Below are 17,567 nucleotides of genomic sequence, written 5' to 3'. Positions count from 1 at the left end.
TCTACCCGGCGCCGGGGCGCCGGACTGCCTTGGCGGGATCACCGATGTGCGGTAGCGTGCGGAAGTCCGTCGATCGGGCACTCGTCCGTGCCGACCGTGCTGCGCGTGATGGCTTCCACTCTGTCGCGCGTCCCTTCCGGATCGTTGATCCAGTTGGCGTAGAAGTTATAGGGGCAGGCGGCGACGCCCCTGTCGCCTTCGCCCGAGTTGATTACGCCCGTGTAGCCGCGATGCAGGAGCTTGAAGAGGTGGTTTTGCGACTGACCGTTGCGGCGAGCATCGCGGATGGCGGAGACGGAGAGCTGCGCATACTGGATGCCGTACTCCTCGGTTCCGCATTCGCCGAGCGTGCGGCCGTCGAAACCGATGATCGCGGAATGGCCGAAATAGGAATAGACGCCATCGAAGCCCGCTGCATTGGCGACAGCGACATAGACATTGTTCGCCCAGGCCATCGACTTCGAGATCTGCACCTGCTGTTCCTTGGCTGGGTACATGTATCCCTGGCAGCGGATGATCAACTCGGCACCGCGCATCGCGCAGTCACGCCAGATTTCCGGGTAGTTGCCGTCGTCGCAGATGATGAGGCTGATCTTCAGGCCCTTGGGGCCCTCTGAAACATAGGTGCAGTCGCCGGGGTACCAGCCCTCGATCGGCACCCAAGGCATGATCTTGCGGTATTTTTGCACGATCTCGCCTTTGTTGTTCATGAGTATTAGTGTGTTATAGGGTGCTTTGTGGGGGTGCTCCTCATGGCGTTCGCCCGTCAGCGAGAAAACGCCCCAGACATTGGCCCTTCGACAAGCTTCGGAAAAGACCGCCGTCTCATCGCCGGGGATCTGCGAGGCAGTTTCGTACATCTCCTTGGAATCATACATGATTCCATGCGTCGAATATTCCGGGAAGATTACGAGATCCATCCCGGGCAGACCGACCTTCATGCCCTCAATCATCTCCGCGATATTGCGAGCGTTCTCGAGGACTTCGGCCTTCGTATGCAGCCGCGGCATCTTGTAGTTCACGACAGCAACGCCAACGGTGTCTTTGCTGCTGCTGATATCACCATGGTACATCTCTGTTCTCCTTTCACGTCTAGACGACGAGGTGGCTGTGGATGAGGTCATCACTGAGCGCCCCGATGCCATCAGACACCGCCACGCTCCCGCGATTGAGGATCGCGAAGCGGTCAGAGGCTCGCCGCGCGAAATTGATGTTCTGCTCGACCAGGATGATGGTTAGGCCGTGCTTACGGTTTAGGTCGATCAATACGTCTTCGATCTGCTCAACAATGTTGGGCTGGATGCCCTCCGTCGGCTCATCCAGCAGCAGGATCTTCGGCTCCGAGAGCAGTGCCCGGGCAATCGCGAGCTGCTGCTGCTGACCACCGGAGAGATCGCCGCCGCGCCGACCGAGGAAATCCTTCAGAACCGGGAAAAGGTCGAACACGTGGCCGGGGATCGAGCGTGCTGGCTTCTGGGCCGCGAACGTGCCGAGCAGTAGGTTTTCGCGCACGGTAAAATTCGGGAGGATGCCGCGCCCCTGCGGCACGTATCCGAGCCCTGCACGGGCTCGTTTGTGCGTTGCAAGGTGATTGATCTCCGCGCCGTCGAGACGGATCGAGCCGGTGCACCGCGACATAAGTCCGAGAATGGTACGCAGCAGCGTTGTCTTTCCGACTCCGTTGCGCCCGAGCACGCTCAGGAACTCGCCCTCCCCCACCGTCAGTGAGACGGACTGGAGGGCCCTACTGCGGCCATAGAAACCATCAACATCAGAAAGCTCAAGCACGGCCGATACCTCCCGAGCCGAGATAGGCTTCGCGGACGCGAGCGTCGTCGGAGACTTCGTCTGCAGTTCCCTGTGCCAGCAGCTTGCCCTGGTGCATGACCGAAACCGTCTCGGCAATGTCGCGCACAAAACCCATGTCGTGCTCGACGACGATGAGCGTGTGCTTGCCACGCAATTGATTGAAGAGTTTAGCCGTCATGTTCGTCTCATGCGCCGTCATGCCGGCCGTCGGCTCGTCCATGAGAATGAGCGCTGGGTCCTGGGCGAGGATCAGCGCGATCTCCAGCCATTGCGTTTGCCCATGGGAAAGCTGCCCCGCTTGGATGTCCAAATGGTCCTCAAGACCGACGAGAAGCGCCAGACGCTCCACCCGTTCGGTGTCCAACCCGCCGGAGAAGCGGAAAAGGTTGCGCAAGACACCTGGATCGCGCGAACAGCCGATCTCAAGATTTTCGCGCACAGTGAGTTCGCGGAAAACACTCGGCACCTGGAACTTGCGGCCAATGCCGGCACGCGCGATGTGGAACTCCTTGAGAGCGTGGACCGGCTTGCCCCGAAAGGCGATCTCGCCAGCGATGATCCGCGATTTGCCGCAGATGAGGTCAAGGGTCGTGGACTTGCCAGCTCCGTTGGGACCGATGAGACATCGGAGTTCGCCGGAAGCTACCTCGAAATCGAGCTGGTCGACCGCGAGGAAACCCGAGAACGATACAGTGACCGCTTTCAGACCGAGAAGCTGTTCGCGTGCGGGTGTCATAGCGCACCTCCGAGATGGGGACGGGACTCGGATTGCTGGTCGCTGGCGTGGCGCGTGCCCTGCTCGCCGTTCGGAGAAGGCAAACGACGCGCGAAGGTTTCGAAGACGCCCGCCAACCCCTTCGGCATGAACAGCACAATGAGGACGAAGAGCCCGCCCATGACGAGAGTCCAGGTTTCGAGGAAAGCCTCGGATTCCGACAGAGCGCCCTGGACACCGGTTACGAGCAGCGCGCCAAGCATTGCGCCAAGGAGGCTCTGCCGGCCGCCGACAGCGACCCAGATCACGATGGACAAGCTGAGCGGCACGCCAAGAAAGGTCGGCGAGGCAAATTCCATGACGATTGTGTAGAGCATGCCCGCAAGGCCGGCGATTGCAGCGGACAACGCAAAGACGAAGGTCTTGTAGAGTGCAACGTCGTAACCGAAGAAACGCACCCGTTCCTCCTGGTCGCGTACAGCCTGCAGGATGAGGCCAGTCTTGCTGCGCGAGATTGCGAACGCCAGGAAAAGCGTCACGGTAAGACAGGCGGCGACGAGGTAGTAGGTCGAGGTGGAATAGGCGTCGAACGTAAGGCCGACGATTTCGAACTGGGCGAGATCGGTGATGCCGTTGAACCCGCCGGTGTAGCTCTGCTGGTCGATGATAATGAGGTTCATCACTACCATAGCAGCGAGTGTTATGATCGCGGCGTAGACTCCCGTGACTCGGCCACCAAACATGAACCAGCCGAGGAGCGCGGCAAACAGCGCCGGAATGAGGATGCCTGCGAGCAGCGCGAACGACACCGACTGGAACGGCACCCATATCCAGGGAAGTTCGGTAACGTTGTTCCAAACCATGAAATCGGGGAGCCCGTCGCTGCCCGTGTGGATCGGCACGGTCTTCAGCTTAAGGAACATCGCCATGCAGTAGGAACCGATACCAAAGGTCGTCGCCTGACCGAGGTTGAGGATGCCGGCATAACCCCATGAGAGACTGAGCGCGATCGCGAGCATGCCGAAGATGAGGTAGCGGGCATATTTGTTGAGCAGGAACGCGTCGTCGATCAGGACCGGCGCCAGCAGGAGCAGCAGGCAGACCGCGCCGTATAGCAGGATTTGGCGTGAGACTTTTCCAGACAAGGGTATACCTCTCTTTGGTCGGGCGATCAGGCGCGGACGTTATGGGCGAACAGGCCCTGTGGCCGGAATCGGATGACGATGACGATGGCGAGGAGAACGAGCGCCTTGGCGATCGTATCGTTGCTGTAAAAGGCGATGAGGCCTGTCGTCTCGCCGAGCAAGGCCGAGCTTGCCAACGTGCCGAGCAGGCTCTGTACCCCGCCGAGCACAACCACCATGAAGGCGTCCACCACATAAGTTGTGCCCATTTCCGGCGACACGCTCTTCAAAGGCGAGATCAGCGCGCCAGCGAGCCCCGCAATGCCCGCTCCATAGGCGAAGGTCATCCGGAAGGCAGAAGCAGAATTGATGCCGAAGCTCGACGCGATGGCGCGGTTCTGGGTAATTGCCCTCAGCTTCAGCCCGAAAGACGTGTAGCGGTAGATGCACCAGGTAACGAGGAAGAGGCCGACTGCTACGGCCAGAACGAAGACCCGGTAGGCCGAGTCCGTCGCTCCAAGAATATCGACGCTGCCGGAGAGCGACGACGGCATCTGCACGTAGCGAAGCTCGCCGCCGGCTGTCAGCCGAACGATCTGCTGTGTCATTACGCCGAGCCCCCACGTTGCGAGGATCGTATCGAGCGGCCGATCATAGAGGTGACGGATCACCGTAAGCTCTATCAACCAGCCCAGGGCGGCAATCAGGACGAAAACGACGGCGAGGCTTGGAAGCAGACTCAAACCAAACCCGGTCTGCAGCAGCCAAGTGCAATAGGCACCAAGCATCACGAATTCGCCATGGGCAAGGTTGATAACGCCGGTGACCCCGTAGATTATCGCAAGCCCCAAGGCCACAAGAAGCAGGATTGATGACAGGCTGAGACCGGTCAGAATCTGTGAAACGACGAAATCCATCTCCACCTCCTCCGCAGGTTTGGCCGGCGACCGACAATCAGTCGCCGGCGGCTCGTGGTATCAAATCTGCTTGAGGCCTTCGGCTGTGCACTTCTGGTTGGGGTAAGCGCTGTAGGGGTTGGGCTCGAGCCAGTCGGCGGACTGCGTCAGAATGTCGAATTGCCCATCTGGTTTGCACTGACCGATCTTCGGGCGCAGCCAGCAATGCAGGTTTTCTGGCTCGACCTTCACAAGGCCCTGCGGCGCCTTGTATTCCTCTCCTTTCACGGCTTCGCGGATGGTGAGCGGGTTAATGTCGCCCGCCGTGAGCTTGGCGACGGCTTGCTTGAAAAGATGCACCTGGAAGTAGGCGGATTCCGAAACGAAGTGCGTGACCTTGTCGCCACCCCACCGCGACCGGTAGGCCTCGACGAATCGCTGGTTCTCGGGCGAATCGAAGACCATAAAATATGGGGCCGAGGTAAAGTGACCGGCCGCTGCATCGCCTCCCATCGCCGCCACCTCGTTCTCCGAAGTGGTGAGGCTAGCCATCGGCATCGCCGCCGGGTCAAGGCCTGCAGCACGGTACTGTCTGTGCAGCGCGACCACCGAGTCACCCACGACCGTCGAGAAGATGACGTTCGGTTTTTCCGAGCGGAACTTGTTGATGACGGAGGAGAATTCGGAATGGCCGAGCGGCACATATTCCTCTGCAATTACCTCAGCGCCGAGCCCTTCGAGCAGCTTCTTGCAATAGTTGTTCTCTTCCTTCGGATAAATGTAATTGGAGCCGATCAGGTACCAACGCTTGCCGAACTTCTCGACGAGCCAGGGAATGAAGTCGTCCTGCTGCTGGTTGGGGACTGCGCCCGTATAGATTACGTTTTTTGAGCACTCGCGCCCCTCATAGAGCGTAGGATACCAAAACAGGTTTTCCTGTTTCTCGAAAACCGGAAGTACCGCTTTGCGGCTCGCGGATGTATAGGAGCCGAAGACGGAGACGCAATGATCACTGAGCACCAGCTTGCGGGCCTTTTCCGCAAACGTCGCCGGATCGGAGGCGGGGTCCTCGACTACCGGAGTAATCTTCAGCCCATTAATGCCGCCGCTCGCGTTGATCTCCTCGATCGCCATCAGCGTCGCCTTGTTGAGCGACTCCTCGATGATCGCAGTCGTGCCCGTAAGCGAGAAGAGAACCCCGACCTTGATCTCGCCGCCCTGTGCGAAGGCCAGCGAGGAATTCTTTGACCAGATATGTGGAAAGCCGACCAACGAGAATGCGCCAACTGCCGCGCTGGTCTTGAGAAATTCACGCCTGTTTTTGTTCACCCTCTGTCTCCATCAAAAACAAAGGCCCCGCACTGCTCCGTCGGAAGGACGGACGTGTCGGGGCCTCTTCGCCTCTGGATTTTAACTGCGGCATCCTCGCCGCGGGAATGCACTAGGTCATGTAGAAAAACAAAAAACCCCGCATTCCGTTTCCACGGACTTGCGGGGGTTTCGTCACCCTTGATGTGCGCAGCTCCTTTGCTGCGTACAGTGAAAGAAAGCTAACTGAGAAGTTCGTGGGAGTCAATCACCGCCGCTGCGACAGCCCCAATCGTCACACGTTTCTCCATCGCCTGCTTGCGAAGGAAGTTGTAAGCCTCCTCCTCGCTGACGTTCTTCAGCCGGATGAGCAGCGCCTTTGCCCGCTCGACGAGGCGCATCGTCCGAAGGTTTTCGTCGAGCTTATCGATGCGCCCGCGGAGGCGCCGCTCATACTGGAAATGCTCGCGCCCCAGCATGAACACCGACTGGATCATCCGGGATGTGGCTGGGTAGTGCAGGAGGCCATGTGCGGCACAATTGTGGATCAGCTTTAAGTTAAGTGGCGCTTTGCCATCATCGACCAGGATTAGGGCCGACGACGGTTCGCCTGGCACCCAGGGAATCCGTTGCGGAAGATCGTCCGACAACTGGCAGAAGATCGCGTCATACTGCAGTGGGATCTGCGCCGGCTTCGGCCAGATGTGTCGAACGGTGACGCGCTGGCGCTGCAGCTCCCGAATCAGGAATTCGCCATTGTCATCCCGCTCGACAATGACAGCAACGGTGAATTCAGCAGGTAAAGCGCCCTGTTTGGATGCGCGCTCTTCCGCTCCTGTTCGGTTTTCTGGCCTCTGGCCGCCGATCCAGCGGTCATGTCCGTGGTCTGCCCTCGACATGTCAGGCATTTGCTCCTCCCGCCCGGGACGATCCGTTCCCGTTATTCGCATTCAACAATTCTCCAGAGAACGACCGTAGCCGATAAGATACGGATCGGCCTTCACGCTTGCCGACGACTGGAAGACGATGTCGAATTGACCATGGCGGTTCGCCCGTCCGATGCGCGTCCAGACGTCCGCGTGCCCCCAGACTGGATTGATCGAAACGCAGCCCTGCGGCGCCTCGAATTCCGCTCCCATCACAGAGGTACGCAATTGTCTTGTATCGAGCGAGTTTGTCTGCTCGAGCGTACGCGCGAAAAGGTTCACCTGAAAATAGGAGGCTTCGAGGCACATGTTGGTTGGCTCGTCATCGCCATAGCGCTTCTGGTATTGGCTAACGAAGCTGCTATTGCTCGCAGTGTCGACGCCTTGAAAATAGGACGCGGCCGTATAATGGCCTTCGCCCACATCATAGCCCATCGCCCGGATTTCCGCCTCGGTCGTTGTAAGGCTCGCAATCGGCACGGTTTTCGGGTTTAGGCCGAGGTCGTGATAGGCCTGATAAAGGAACGTGGTCGATTCCCCAACCACTGTCGAGAAAATGACGTCGGGCTGGGCATGCTTGATTTCGCGCACGAGCGGCACAAATTCGCTGCGATCGGCCTCCAGCCGCAGATAGCGCTCGCCGACGACGGTCCCGCCGTTGTTGCGCACCAATTCGCGCATCACGCGGTTGGATTCCCGTGGGTAGACATAATCCGAGCCGACGAAGAAGAACCGGTTACCGAACTGGCTCATCAGCGCTCTGCAAAGCTGCACTGAATTCTGGTTCGGCGTCGCGCCCGTGTAGATGACATTCGGCGAAAATTCGAAACCCTCGTAAAGTGTCGGATACCACAGGAGACCGTCGAGCCGCTCGACCACCGGCAGCACCGCTTTGCGGCTGGAGGAGGTGTAGCAGCCGAAGATCGTACTGACACCGTCCTCGACCATCAGGCGCTTGGCATACTGTCCGTACGAGCGAACTTCCGAGCCTGGATCGTAGACGACGGCCTCGATCGGGCGCCCGTTGACGCCTCCGCAGTCATTGATTTCATCGATGGCTATTAGGGTGCCGCGCAGTTGTGTTTCCTCGATAACGGACATGAATCCGGTCTTCGAGAAGAGGACACCGACACGCCATGGCGCGGAACTTCGCTGGAATCGGTTGGTAGCTCCCATTTTCTCTGTTCATCCCTGTTCTTGATCCCCTTTTTTTGTCGGCTGGCGCTGGTAAGGTCTTATCGCCTTGTCGCCACAGCCTGCCGAAGTACCGTCAGTCCGGGTTCTGCTATTCGCGTTTGTTTTCATTCTCTCGTGAGAAAACAAAAAACCTCCCAGCCTCGAAAGGATGCGAGGCATAGGAGGCGACATTGCGCTCAGAAGTATGGCGGCAGCCCTGCCACCCGTCACCGACCTGACGTAGGTTCACGATAGGATCGAGATATGAGGAATGTCAACACGAGGTGATCTGGTCAATTCCTGGCGCCGGCACGACTGCCATCCCTTGAGCATGTCCCCCCCTTTAGCACGAAGGGAACGAAGCGGGAATTCCGTAACCAGAAGCGATTGCGTTTGAAGAGCCTGGACCAGTCTCGCTTCGCACCTGAGTTGTTTTGCTGGGACGCCTGATGCACCCCCCGTCGCGCCTTGCCGCCCTGCCTGTCCGGCCGAGTGCCGTTCAGGCGGTCTAGTTGTCTTACAAGCAGGCGCGGCGCATAAATATTAGGCAACTCCAAAGTTTGCGCAAAAACGGCTTGACAGCTGCAAGCCCAACCCGTTTATTCAGTGTAAATCTAGGAAAGCGGGCATTTGCGCCTCACCGGGGAGATTATCCCCTGTGGGGTTTTTTGCTTTTGGGGCCATCGAAATTGTCAAAGAACGTCATCGAAATCGGCATCCTGTTTTCGCGCTCCGGTCCTTATGCCGAGCTTGGCGAACAGGGATTCCGCGGAGCGATGGCCGGCATAGACGAGGTCAACCGTCGCGGCAGCCCGTTTGCCCTTGCCCCGGCTATTGCCGATCCACAGGGGAATGCTGACCGTTACGCTGTTCTGGCCTCCGATCTAATCAAAGACAGATCGCTCCAGCATGTCGTCGGCTGCACGACGTCGTGGAGTCGCAAGGAAGTCATTCCCGTGATGGAGAAGACGCAGGCGCTCCTCTGGTACCCTTGCGTCTACGAGGGCTTTGAAGCAAACGAGAACGTCGTTTATGTCGGAGCCTGCGCCAACCAGCACATCCTGTTGCTGCTCGAGCACGTGTTGCCCACATACGGCCGCAACGCCTTCCTTCTGGGCTCCAACTACGTGTGGGGCTGGGAGACGTGCCGCCTCGCGCGTGACGTGGTGACACGTTCAGGCGGAACTGTGCTCGGCGAAAGACACATCCCGATCGGTGACACCGACATCGATCGCATCATCGAAGAGATCCGCCTTCGGGTGGAACAACGCGATCGCTCCGGTCGAAAAGGTGGCCCCTGGATCGACCATCCGCTTCGAGTGTCTCGATAGCAGCGCCGGCCATTACACGCGCGAAAGCACCGTCGCGGACGTGTCGTCGATGGACTTTTCGAAGGTCAATCCGGTCACCGGCCCCATCCATCTGGATGGGGCCGAGCCCGGCGACGTGCTGAAGATCACCATCCACGAGTTCGAACCGTCGGGCTTTGGCTGGACCGCCAATATTCCTGGCTTTGGCCTGCTGGCGGACCAGTTCAAGGATCCGGCTCTTCTTCTGTGGAACTACGAGAAAACCATGGAGCCGGCGCTCTACGGCAAGAATGGACGCGTTCCGCTCAAGCCGTTCGCCGGCACGATCGGCCTTGCTCCGGCAGAGCCCGGGCCGCACAGCATTGTGCCGCCACGGCGAGTTGGTGGAAATCTTGACATTCGCGACATCACTGCGGGCACGACACTCTACCTTCCGGTTGAGGTCTCGGGCGGTCTGTTCTCGATTGGAGACACCCACGCAGCGCAGGGCGATGGCGAGGTTTGCGGAACGGCGATCGAAAGCCAGATGAACGTGACCGTGACGCTCGATCTGGTCAAAGACACCAGACTTGCCATGCCGCGGTTTACAACACCGGGACCCGTCACCCGCCACCTCGACACGAAGGGATACGAGGTGACGACCGGGATCGGGCCAGACCTGATGGAAGGCGCAAGGGCGGCCGTCGCCAATATGGTAGACCTTCTGGTCCAGACCCACAACATGCCGGCGGACGAGGCCTACATGCTCTGCTCGGTTTGCGGCGATCTGCGTATCAGCGAGATTGTCGACATGCCGAACTGGGTGGTCTCCTTCTACTTCCCGCGCAGCATCTTCGAGTAAGACAGCGACGGCGGCCGCGAATCGTCCGCGGCCGTCAACCATTCTCCTCCGTGAACGTTCGCGTGTGCCATGACCTCTGAAGCCAAGACCCCATCAGACCTTCTTCTCTCGATCAGAGGCCTGACAACCCAGGTCGCAACGCCGAGCGGAGCCAAAACCGTCGTCGACGGATTGTGCGTAGATCTCGTGCGCGGTGAGACGCTGTGCATCGCCGGTGAAAGCGGCTCGGGAAAGTCGATGACCGCCCTGTCGCTCATGCAACTCTTGCCGCAGCCGATGGCGCGCGTGTCGGCGGGAGAGGTAGTGTTCAAGGGTCGGGATCTGATGACGCTCGACGAAGAACGGCTACGTGCCGTCCGCGGACGCGAAATCGGTATGATCTTTCAGGAGCCGATGACGTCTCTTAATCCTGTTCTGACGATTGGCCGCCAGCTCACCGAAGCAATCATGGCACACAGGGCGATCAGTCAACGGCTGGCGCTCGCAGAAGCGCGCAAGTTGCTGGAACAGGTGCAAATCACCGATGCAGCTCGGCGGCTGGGCCAATATCCACACGAGCTATCCGGCGGAATGCGCCAGCGCGTGATGATTGCAATTGCGCTCTCACAGGGGCCCGACATTCTTATCGCCGACGAGCCAACCACGGCCCTTGACGTCACGGTGCAGGCACAAATCCTCAGCCTGATCCGCCATCTTCAGAAGAAATGGGGCACGGCGGTCATCATGATCACACACGACATGGGCGTGGTCGCGGAGATGGCGGATCACGTACTGGTCATGCGTCACGGCAAGGCGGTCGAATATGGTACCGTGCGCGAGATCTTCGAGAATCCCCGGCACCCTTACACCCGCAGTCTGCTTGCGGCCGTGCCCAAGCTCGGCGAGATGGAGGGCACCGACATGCCCAAGCGTGCACGGGCCTGTGCGGATAAGGCCCTTGCCGAAAGCCCGATGCCAACTTGTGTCCCGATCATCGACGTTACGGACCTCACCGTCCGCTTCGATATCAAAGGCGGCATTCTCCAGAGACCGGTCAGCCGCGTGCATGCAGTCGAGGGGCTGACCTTCTCGATCCACAGCGGCGAGACCCTGGCCCTGGTCGGCGAAAGCGGCTGCGGCAAGTCGACGACTGGCAAGGCCCTTATGAACCTCGTTCCGTGGAGCGGCTCTGTGAGGATCGCGGGCAAGGAGACGAAAGGCCTGTCCCGACGCCAGATGGCGCCCGTCCTGCGCGACATACAGATGGTGTTCCAGGATCCGTACGCGTCGCTCGACCCCCGGTTCAGGGTCGGAGATCTGGTGGCCGAACCCCTGATCATTCACGGCGTATCGTCCGGCTCGGAACTGAAGGACAGGGTGGAGTACCTGTTCAGGCGTGTTGGTCTCTCACCAGACCAGATCAAGCGATACCCACACGAGTTTTCGGGCGGTCAGCGTCAGCGTATCTCGATCGCCCGGGCGCTCTCACTGTCTCCCAAGGTCATCATTGCCGACGAGAGTGTCTCGGCGCTCGACGTCTCTATTCAGGCGCAGGTCCTCGATCTGCTCCAGGACATCCAGAATGAGACAGGCATCGCCTATCTTTTCATCTCGCACGACATGGCCGTGGTGGAACAGATCAGTCATCGCGTGGCGGTAATGTACATGGGCAGACTCGTCGAAATCGGGAGTCGTCGTCAGGTTTTCGAGAATCCGCAGCATGATTACACCCGGCAGCTCATGAGTGCCGTGCCTGTCCCCGATCCGCGACGTGAGCGGCGGCTTTACAATGAAAACGTTCGAGAGCTCAAAAGCCCAATCCGGCCGCTTTATTATGTCCCGGAGGACAATACCTTCGATGAGGTCGGGAATGGCCACCTCGTCTCCAAGCTGTCACTCTCTCGTTCAGCCTGACCGGCACCATGAGACAGAGGCTGGACCGGCCAGGCGGCGAACCCGGTGCGTTTCGCCAGTTCTCACGATTTCAGTTGCTGGCGGCCATCGACGTCCGGGAACTCGGCAACCAGTCAGCCATCGTGGGAGGTTTGCTCGAAAAGTCAGCTTCTGCGGGGACGGACACCGGCGGCCCTGTGACTGGTCAGATGACCTCATACACATGTTCCGCGATCAGGCTGCTCATCAAGCGATAAGATTCTCGATACGGATCGGGAACTTGCGCACCCTGAACCCGGTTGCGTGCCATACAGCGTTCGCGACGGCGCCCACGGTACCGGTGATGCCGATCTCGCCAACGCCCTTTACCCCGAGAGGGTTCACGTAAGGGTCCACCTCGGGGACGAGGATGGCCTCCAGGGAAGGGATGTCGGCGTTGACCGGCACGTGGTACTCGGCAAGATCGCCATTCATGACTCTCCCGGTACGACGGTCGACGACTGCCTTCTCGTGCAGGGCGAAGGACGCTCCCCAGATCATGCCGCCGAAGTACTGGCTTTCGACGAGACGCGGATTGATGATCCGGCCCGCTGCGAACGCACCAACCAGACGCGTCACGCGCACCTGCCCGAGGTCCGGGTCCACCTTCACTTCGGCAAAGACTGCGCCGTGCGAGTACATGGCATAGGCCTGGGCAAGTTCCGGATCCCGGGCGGACCGACCCGATCCAATCACTTCCGATTGTCCGGCGCGTTTCAGGATCTCCACGTAGCTTTCGCTGCGGCTCTCGTCATCGCGACGATGAAGCCTCCCGTTCCGCGCAACGACGCCGATGTTGCCGGCGCCGAAGAGTGGAGACTCCGGCTCGGAGGTAGCGAATGCCGCAAGCGTTTCGATAGCATCCCTTCCGGCGTTATGAAGTGCAAGACCTGCACTTGCGGTATGGGCCGAACCTCCCGCCACGCCGCCGTCCGGCAGTGTCGACACGCCCGAATGAAACTCGACCCGATCCGGATCGAGACCCAAGGCTTCGGCGGCGATCTGCGCAAGCGCCGTCCAGGCGCCCTGCCCCATGTCGGCGCCGGCTGTCTCTACCAGGGCGGTTCCATCGGCCCGGAGTGTGGCACGGGCTTCGGCGGGAAAGTGCGGACAGGGAAAGAGTGCCGTTCCCATGCCCCAGCCGACCAGAAAACCATTGTCATCGCGCATCTGGCGCGGGGCGAGCGGGCGAGATGCCCAACCAAAGCGTCTGGCGCCTTCGGCATAGCACTCCCGCAACGCCTTGGAGGAATAGGGTCGTCCTGTGCCCGGCTCCGTTTCGGCATAATTCCTCAGCCGGAACTCCAGGGGGTCGATGCGCACTGCTTCGGCAGCCTCGTCCATCGCGACCTCCAGTGCAGCAGATCCCGATGCTTCCCCCGGCGCCCGCATCGGCCCCGGAGTACCGACGTCCAGTCTCAATCCCTCGTGCTCAGCGCGCAGAGCGGGACTCGCATAGAGGTGAGTGGATGCATTGGCCGAAGGCTCGAGGAATTCGTCAAAAGTGGAAGTTGCAGATATGGCGCGGTGGTGCAGCGCGGTGAGGTGTCCGCGCTCGTCGACGCCAATCCGCAGCTTCTGCCAGGTATTACCACGGTGTCCGACGGGGCCGTACATCTGTGCGCGGCTGAGCGCCAGCTTGACCGGCCGTTTCAGCATGCGGGCGGCGATAATCGCCAGCATCTGTGGCCCGTTGAGGATCGCCTTTGATCCAAACCCGCCGCCAAGGAACGGCGAACGGATGACGACGTTTTCCGCTGGAATGCCGAAATAGGCCGCGTAGGACGCGCAACTCATTGCGAGCGCCTGATTTGGCATGTCGAGGGTCAGCCGATCACCCTTCCATTCGGCCACCACCGCGTGAGGTTCCATTGCATTGTGATACTGGGCGGGAGTCTCGTACTCGGCCTCCATCACCCTCGCAGCGGCGGCGAGACCCGCCTCGACGTCACCGTGCTCGACCTTCGGTGGACTGCCGATGCCGACGGCAGGCGGCTGGAACCGGACTCCGTTGAGAAAGTCGGTGCGCGGCGCCTCGGCCTCAAACTGCGGGTTCAGCAGTGCGGCGCCCTCAGTCGCGGCTTCGAGAGTTTCGGCGACCACGAGAGCGATGGGCTGGTTGGCATAACGCACGGTGTTGTCCTGCAGGACCTCGATCCGGAAGCCGAAGGGCGGCATCTTGTCATTCGGATCGTGTGCGAGAGGCGGCCGGTTTTCCGGCGTGAGGACCTCGACGACGCCAGGATGAGCCTTGGCTGCGGCGACATTGAGCGACGTCACGCGGCCGCGTGCGATCGTGCTGACAGCCGTAACTGCGTAGAGCAGACCCTCGGGATTGTTGTCGGCCGCATAGGTCGCGCCCCCTGTAACCTTGAGCAACCCGTCTCTGCGGGTGAGCGGCTGGCCCGCATTGGAACCATAGCGGGTGATTTGGGCGGATGGAGCATCATGCGACATGGCTCACTCCTGGGTTTGTCGAAAAGGGCGAAGCCGGCAGGGCAGGCATGACGTCCGGCGTTCCGTCGGCCGCAAGGGCAAGCGCGCGCACTATGATGCGGCGTGCCAGTTCGATCTTGAAGGCATTGTCTCCTGATGGGCGTGCGCTCTCGAGCGCGACCTCGGCAGCTTGGGCAAAGGCTTCGGCACTGGGAGGGCTGCCGACAAGAACCTTCTCCGCCTCGCGAACGCGCCAGGGCCTGGCAGCCACCGCACCCAACGAGAGCCGTGCCTGTCGGATCACGCCGCTTTCGAGATCAAGTGCCGCGGCCGCAGAGACTACGGCGAACGCGAATGACGTGCGCTCGCGAAGTTTCAGATATCGGGCATTTGCTTTGAAGTGGGTGGCCTCCGCGGGGAGGTAAATGGCGGTAATGAGCTCACCGGGTGCAAGGGCCGTCTCGTTCTCAGGCGCGTCTCCCGGAAGGCAGTGAAAGGTTTCGAGCGGGATCGTTCGCTTTCCTTCCGCGCCTTCGACCTCGACGATCGCATCAAGCGCCACCAACGGAACACAGAAGTCAGAGGGGTGCGTTGCAATGCAATGTTCTGACCAGCCGAGGATCGCGTGGAGACGGTTTTCGCCTTCGAGCGCATCGCAGCCGGACCCCGGATTACGCCGGTTACACCGGCTGGCGGTGTCCTGAAAGTAGGCGCAGCGCGTGCGTTGCATCAGGTTACCGCTAACGGTCGCCGCGTTGCGGACTTGCGCCGAGGCTCCCGAAAGGAGGGCTTCCGACACCGCCGGGAACGCTTTTCCGAAACGGACATCGTAGGCGAGATCGGAATTTCGGACCATGGCGCCCACCCGAACGCTGCCGTCGGGCCGCCACTCAATGGCGTCGAGGCCGGGAAGCCGGGAGATGTCGATCAGGCGGCGGGGGCGAGAAATGCCGACCTTCATCAGGTCGAGAAGATTGGTACCGGCTGCAAGATAAACGGAACCTGACTCCGTAGCGGCAGACAATGCGTCAGCAATGCTGACGGGCCGAATGTAGTCGAACCTGTTCACGCTGCATCCCTCCCCTTCTCTTCCGTGAGCGTTTGATGCGCCTTGAGGATGGCTTCCGTGATGCCTTGATAGGCACTGCATCGACAGAGATTGCCGCTCATCAGTTCACGCACGCGTTCGGGGTCGCCGCCGGCATGTCCTTCCGAGATCAGACCCATGGCACTCATGATCTGCCCGGGCGTGCAGTAACCGCATTGAAAGGCGTCGCACTCGATGAAGGCTTGCTGGAGCGGATGCAAGGCAGTGCCCTCTGCAAGACCTTCAATGGTCATAACATCGGCGCCATCGACACTGACGGCGAGCAAGAGGCAGGCGTTGACGCGCCGTCCATCGACAAGCACGGTGCAAGCACCGCACTGACCGCGGTCACAGCCCTTTTTCGTGCCCGTGAGGTGAAGCCTCTCGCGAAGGAGATCGAGCAGCGTCACACGCGGGTCATCGACAGGGATAATGCGCGGCTGGCCATTGATGGTAAGGCTGATGGAGAGTGTCATGGGATACTCCATTCAGTGATCGTGGGATATATGGATTAGAGCCGTCGGATCGACGGGAATGCAAAACGGGCGCGGAAGAGGCGCCGCCAGGGCCGGATCGGTCTATGATTGTCCGGCCGATGGATTTATACGGAGGCATCCTCCGTTTAGCAAGAGGAAAAAATCCTGCCTACGGATATGGAACCACGAGTCGGAAAGACAAGGCGACCTCGGGCGGACTCGATCCGTAACCGGGAGCGACTTCTCGAAGCCGCAACTGAGATCTTCAGTGCTGGGGGGCAGCATGCCAGCCTGGAGGCTGTGTCACGCCGGGCCGGCGTCGGGATCGGTACGCTCTATCGACATTTTCCCACGCGGGAGAGCTTGTTCGAGGCGGTCTACCGGCATGAGGTGGACCTGCTTATCGATCTCGCCGAGCAGCTTGGCGGGGAAACCGATCCTGTCGATGCGCTCAAGCGCTGGCTGCAGGCGAACGTGCGCCTGGCGGCAACGAAGAAGGGAATGATCCAGGCCCTACAGCTTGCGGCGGCCGGGTCATCCGAACTCAAAGCCTATTCTTCGGAACGAATGGTGGGAGCAATCCGTCTCTTGCTCGAGCGCGCTGTGAGAGCCGGCAAGGTGCGTGACGACGTGCAGCCCGAGGACTTGTTTCGTACACTCATTGGGATCTTCTACTCCCAGGGACCTGGCGATTGGCAGCCGACAGCGTTGCGCATGGTCGACATTTTCGTCGACGGGCTGCAAAAGCGTTGAGTCTGGGTCCCAGGTGTTTAGGCCCTTCTGAACCGGCGAATCGTATGTGCTGGTAAGCGCGGTCGAGATGTGCGAACTGGATTCGCAAAGCAGCACAGTTGCGAGCCGCAGGGCCCCGATGCTCGAGCCCAACCATCAGTCCGGCACGGGCTACCCTGTTAAGTGTTGCGGGCGCAGATAGGAGGTTGCGCGCGCGGCCGTTCGGAAATAGTTTTGTCTCGCGGCACGCGAGCTGCGCATTTGAAGAGGAAGACAATGGCCACGGGGATCGTCAAGTTTTTCAGCCAGGACAAAGGTTATGGCTTCATTACACCAGATACGGGCGGCCCGGATGTGTTCGTCCATGTGTCGGCGGTGCAGGATTCCGAGCCTCTTCGGGATGGACAGAAAGTCGCGTACGACGTTGGTCAGGACCGCAAGACCGGAAAGTCCAAGGCAGAAAACGTCAGGACCGTCTAATCGGTATTCCATGTCGTAGGGCGGATGCTGAAATCGGCTCGTCAGCGAACAAGACGGACAGCCTCACCCAAAGGGGAGGACTCTAGGCGCACTCGGCATCGCTGCCCGGTATCGGGCATCGAGGCGCCGATGCCTTGAGACGTCAAGCTGACACTATCGACCAGCCGCTTCCCCAAGACCGATCGAACCTTCAAGCAGAAGGTTCGCCGCTGCCGCCCGACGGTTCATGTTGCCGGCGATGGTGCTTGGACATGCGATCTTCATCGAGGCTCGCGTGGGCAAGGCACGCGTCGCAGGGTTGGATGTGCGGACGGCATCCCCAACGCGCCTGTACTCCCAT

At 60.3% G+C, this 17,567-nt stretch carries 16 protein-coding genes and 1 pseudogene; 6 read left to right on the top strand and 11 right to left on the bottom strand.

Going from position 1 to position 17,567, the window contains the following annotated elements; genetic code table 11:
- Positions 1-38: 38 nt before the first annotated feature.
- The 8 genes from H4I97_RS20225 to H4I97_RS20190 form a co-directional block, all read right to left on the bottom strand.
- A complete protein-coding gene (locus H4I97_RS20225; RefSeq protein WP_182308746.1) occupies positions 39-1,073 on the bottom strand; it encodes an aliphatic amidase in 1,035 nt (344 codons plus the stop codon).
- A gap of 19 nt (positions 1,074-1,092) precedes the next feature.
- Positions 1,093-1,788 (bottom strand): urea ABC transporter ATP-binding subunit UrtE, encoded by a 696-nt coding sequence (gene urtE / locus H4I97_RS20220; protein ID WP_182308744.1) that lies wholly within the window; start codon positions 1,786-1,788, stop codon positions 1,093-1,095.
- Positions 1,781-2,545 (bottom strand): urea ABC transporter ATP-binding protein UrtD, encoded by a 765-nt coding sequence (gene urtD / locus H4I97_RS20215; RefSeq protein WP_182308742.1) that lies wholly within the window; start codon positions 2,543-2,545, stop codon positions 1,781-1,783. Before urtD ends, urtE begins: the two co-directional genes overlap by 8 nt.
- A complete protein-coding gene (urtC, locus tag H4I97_RS20210; RefSeq protein ID WP_244658883.1) occupies positions 2,542-3,669 on the bottom strand; it encodes an urea ABC transporter permease subunit UrtC in 1,128 nt (375 codons plus the stop codon). Before urtC ends, urtD begins: the two co-directional genes overlap by 4 nt.
- 26 nt (positions 3,670-3,695) lie before the next feature.
- Positions 3,696-4,565 (bottom strand): urea ABC transporter permease subunit UrtB, encoded by an 870-nt coding sequence (gene urtB, locus H4I97_RS20205; RefSeq protein WP_182308740.1) that lies wholly within the window; start codon positions 4,563-4,565, stop codon positions 3,696-3,698.
- Between the two features lie 60 nt (positions 4,566-4,625).
- Positions 4,626-5,873: a transporter substrate-binding protein gene (locus H4I97_RS20200; RefSeq protein ID WP_182308738.1), complete on the bottom strand. Its 1,248-nt coding sequence runs from the start codon at positions 5,871-5,873 to the stop codon at positions 4,626-4,628.
- A gap of 221 nt (positions 5,874-6,094) precedes the next feature.
- Positions 6,095-6,760, bottom strand: a complete 666-nt coding sequence (locus H4I97_RS20195; protein WP_182308736.1) for an ANTAR domain-containing response regulator — start codon at positions 6,758-6,760, stop codon at positions 6,095-6,097.
- Positions 6,761-6,802: 42 nt separating this feature from the next.
- Positions 6,803-7,879, bottom strand: coding sequence for a transporter substrate-binding domain-containing protein (locus tag H4I97_RS20190; protein WP_244658882.1), 1,077 nt, complete (start codon positions 7,877-7,879; stop codon positions 6,803-6,805).
- Between the two features lie 587 nt (positions 7,880-8,466).
- Here H4I97_RS20190 and H4I97_RS20185 point away from each other — a divergent pair.
- The 3 genes from H4I97_RS20185 to H4I97_RS20175 all read left to right on the top strand — a co-directional run bounded on the left by H4I97_RS20185 (position 8,467) and on the right by H4I97_RS20175 (position 11,998).
- On the top strand, positions 8,467-9,285 hold the full coding sequence (locus H4I97_RS20185; protein ID WP_244658881.1) for a transporter substrate-binding protein: 819 nt from the start codon (positions 8,467-8,469) through the stop codon (positions 9,283-9,285).
- Positions 9,170-10,105 carry an acetamidase/formamidase family protein gene (locus H4I97_RS20180; RefSeq protein ID WP_182308732.1) on the top strand — a complete coding sequence of 312 codons (936 nt, stop codon included), beginning with the start codon at positions 9,170-9,172 and terminating at the stop codon, positions 10,103-10,105. Before H4I97_RS20185 ends, H4I97_RS20180 begins: the two co-directional genes overlap by 116 nt.
- A 69-nt stretch (positions 10,106-10,174) precedes the next feature.
- On the top strand, positions 10,175-11,998 hold the full coding sequence (locus H4I97_RS20175) for an ABC transporter ATP-binding protein (RefSeq protein WP_182308730.1): 1,824 nt from the start codon (positions 10,175-10,177) through the stop codon (positions 11,996-11,998).
- Positions 11,999-12,223: 225 nt separating this feature from the next.
- Here the strand turns inward: H4I97_RS20175 and H4I97_RS20170 are convergent, their stop codons facing one another.
- From H4I97_RS20170 to H4I97_RS20160, 3 genes are read right to left on the bottom strand one after another with little or no spacing between them, the layout of a single operon-like run.
- Complete coding sequence (locus H4I97_RS20170; protein ID WP_182308728.1) at positions 12,224-14,473, bottom strand: xanthine dehydrogenase family protein molybdopterin-binding subunit; 2,250 nt, start codon at positions 14,471-14,473, stop codon at positions 12,224-12,226.
- Positions 14,463-15,521: an FAD binding domain-containing protein gene (locus H4I97_RS20165; RefSeq protein WP_182308726.1), complete on the bottom strand. Its 1,059-nt coding sequence runs from the start codon at positions 15,519-15,521 to the stop codon at positions 14,463-14,465. Before H4I97_RS20165 ends, H4I97_RS20170 begins: the two co-directional genes overlap by 11 nt.
- A complete protein-coding gene (locus H4I97_RS20160) occupies positions 15,518-16,015 on the bottom strand; it encodes a (2Fe-2S)-binding protein (RefSeq protein ID WP_182308724.1) in 498 nt (165 codons plus the stop codon). The genes H4I97_RS20165 and H4I97_RS20160 overlap by 4 nt, the downstream gene beginning before the upstream one ends.
- A 177-nt stretch (positions 16,016-16,192) precedes the next feature.
- On the opposite strand from H4I97_RS20160, the pseudogene H4I97_RS24945 reads away from it, so the two are divergent.
- The 3 genes and pseudogenes from H4I97_RS24945 to H4I97_RS20150 form a co-directional block, all read left to right on the top strand.
- Positions 16,193-16,333 (top strand): annotated as a pseudogene (locus tag H4I97_RS24945) (TetR/AcrR family transcriptional regulator); the annotation flags it as partial.
- A 45-nt stretch (positions 16,334-16,378) separates the two neighbouring features.
- Entirely contained in the window at positions 16,379-16,768 is a 390-nt protein-coding gene (locus tag H4I97_RS20155) for an SbtR family transcriptional regulator (RefSeq protein WP_425306247.1), read from the top strand.
- 255 nt (positions 16,769-17,023) lie between these two features.
- Positions 17,024-17,227, top strand: coding sequence for a cold-shock protein (locus H4I97_RS20150; RefSeq protein WP_182308720.1), 204 nt, complete (start codon positions 17,024-17,026; stop codon positions 17,225-17,227).
- Positions 17,228-17,567 lie beyond the last annotated feature (340 nt).

The sequence above is a fragment of the Ciceribacter thiooxidans genome (assembly GCF_014126615.1).
Taxonomy (GTDB): domain Bacteria; phylum Pseudomonadota; class Alphaproteobacteria; order Rhizobiales; family Rhizobiaceae; genus Allorhizobium; species Allorhizobium thiooxidans.
Note: the sequence above shows the minus strand (reverse complement) of the source record. Positions and strands in the feature narration are given on the sequence as shown.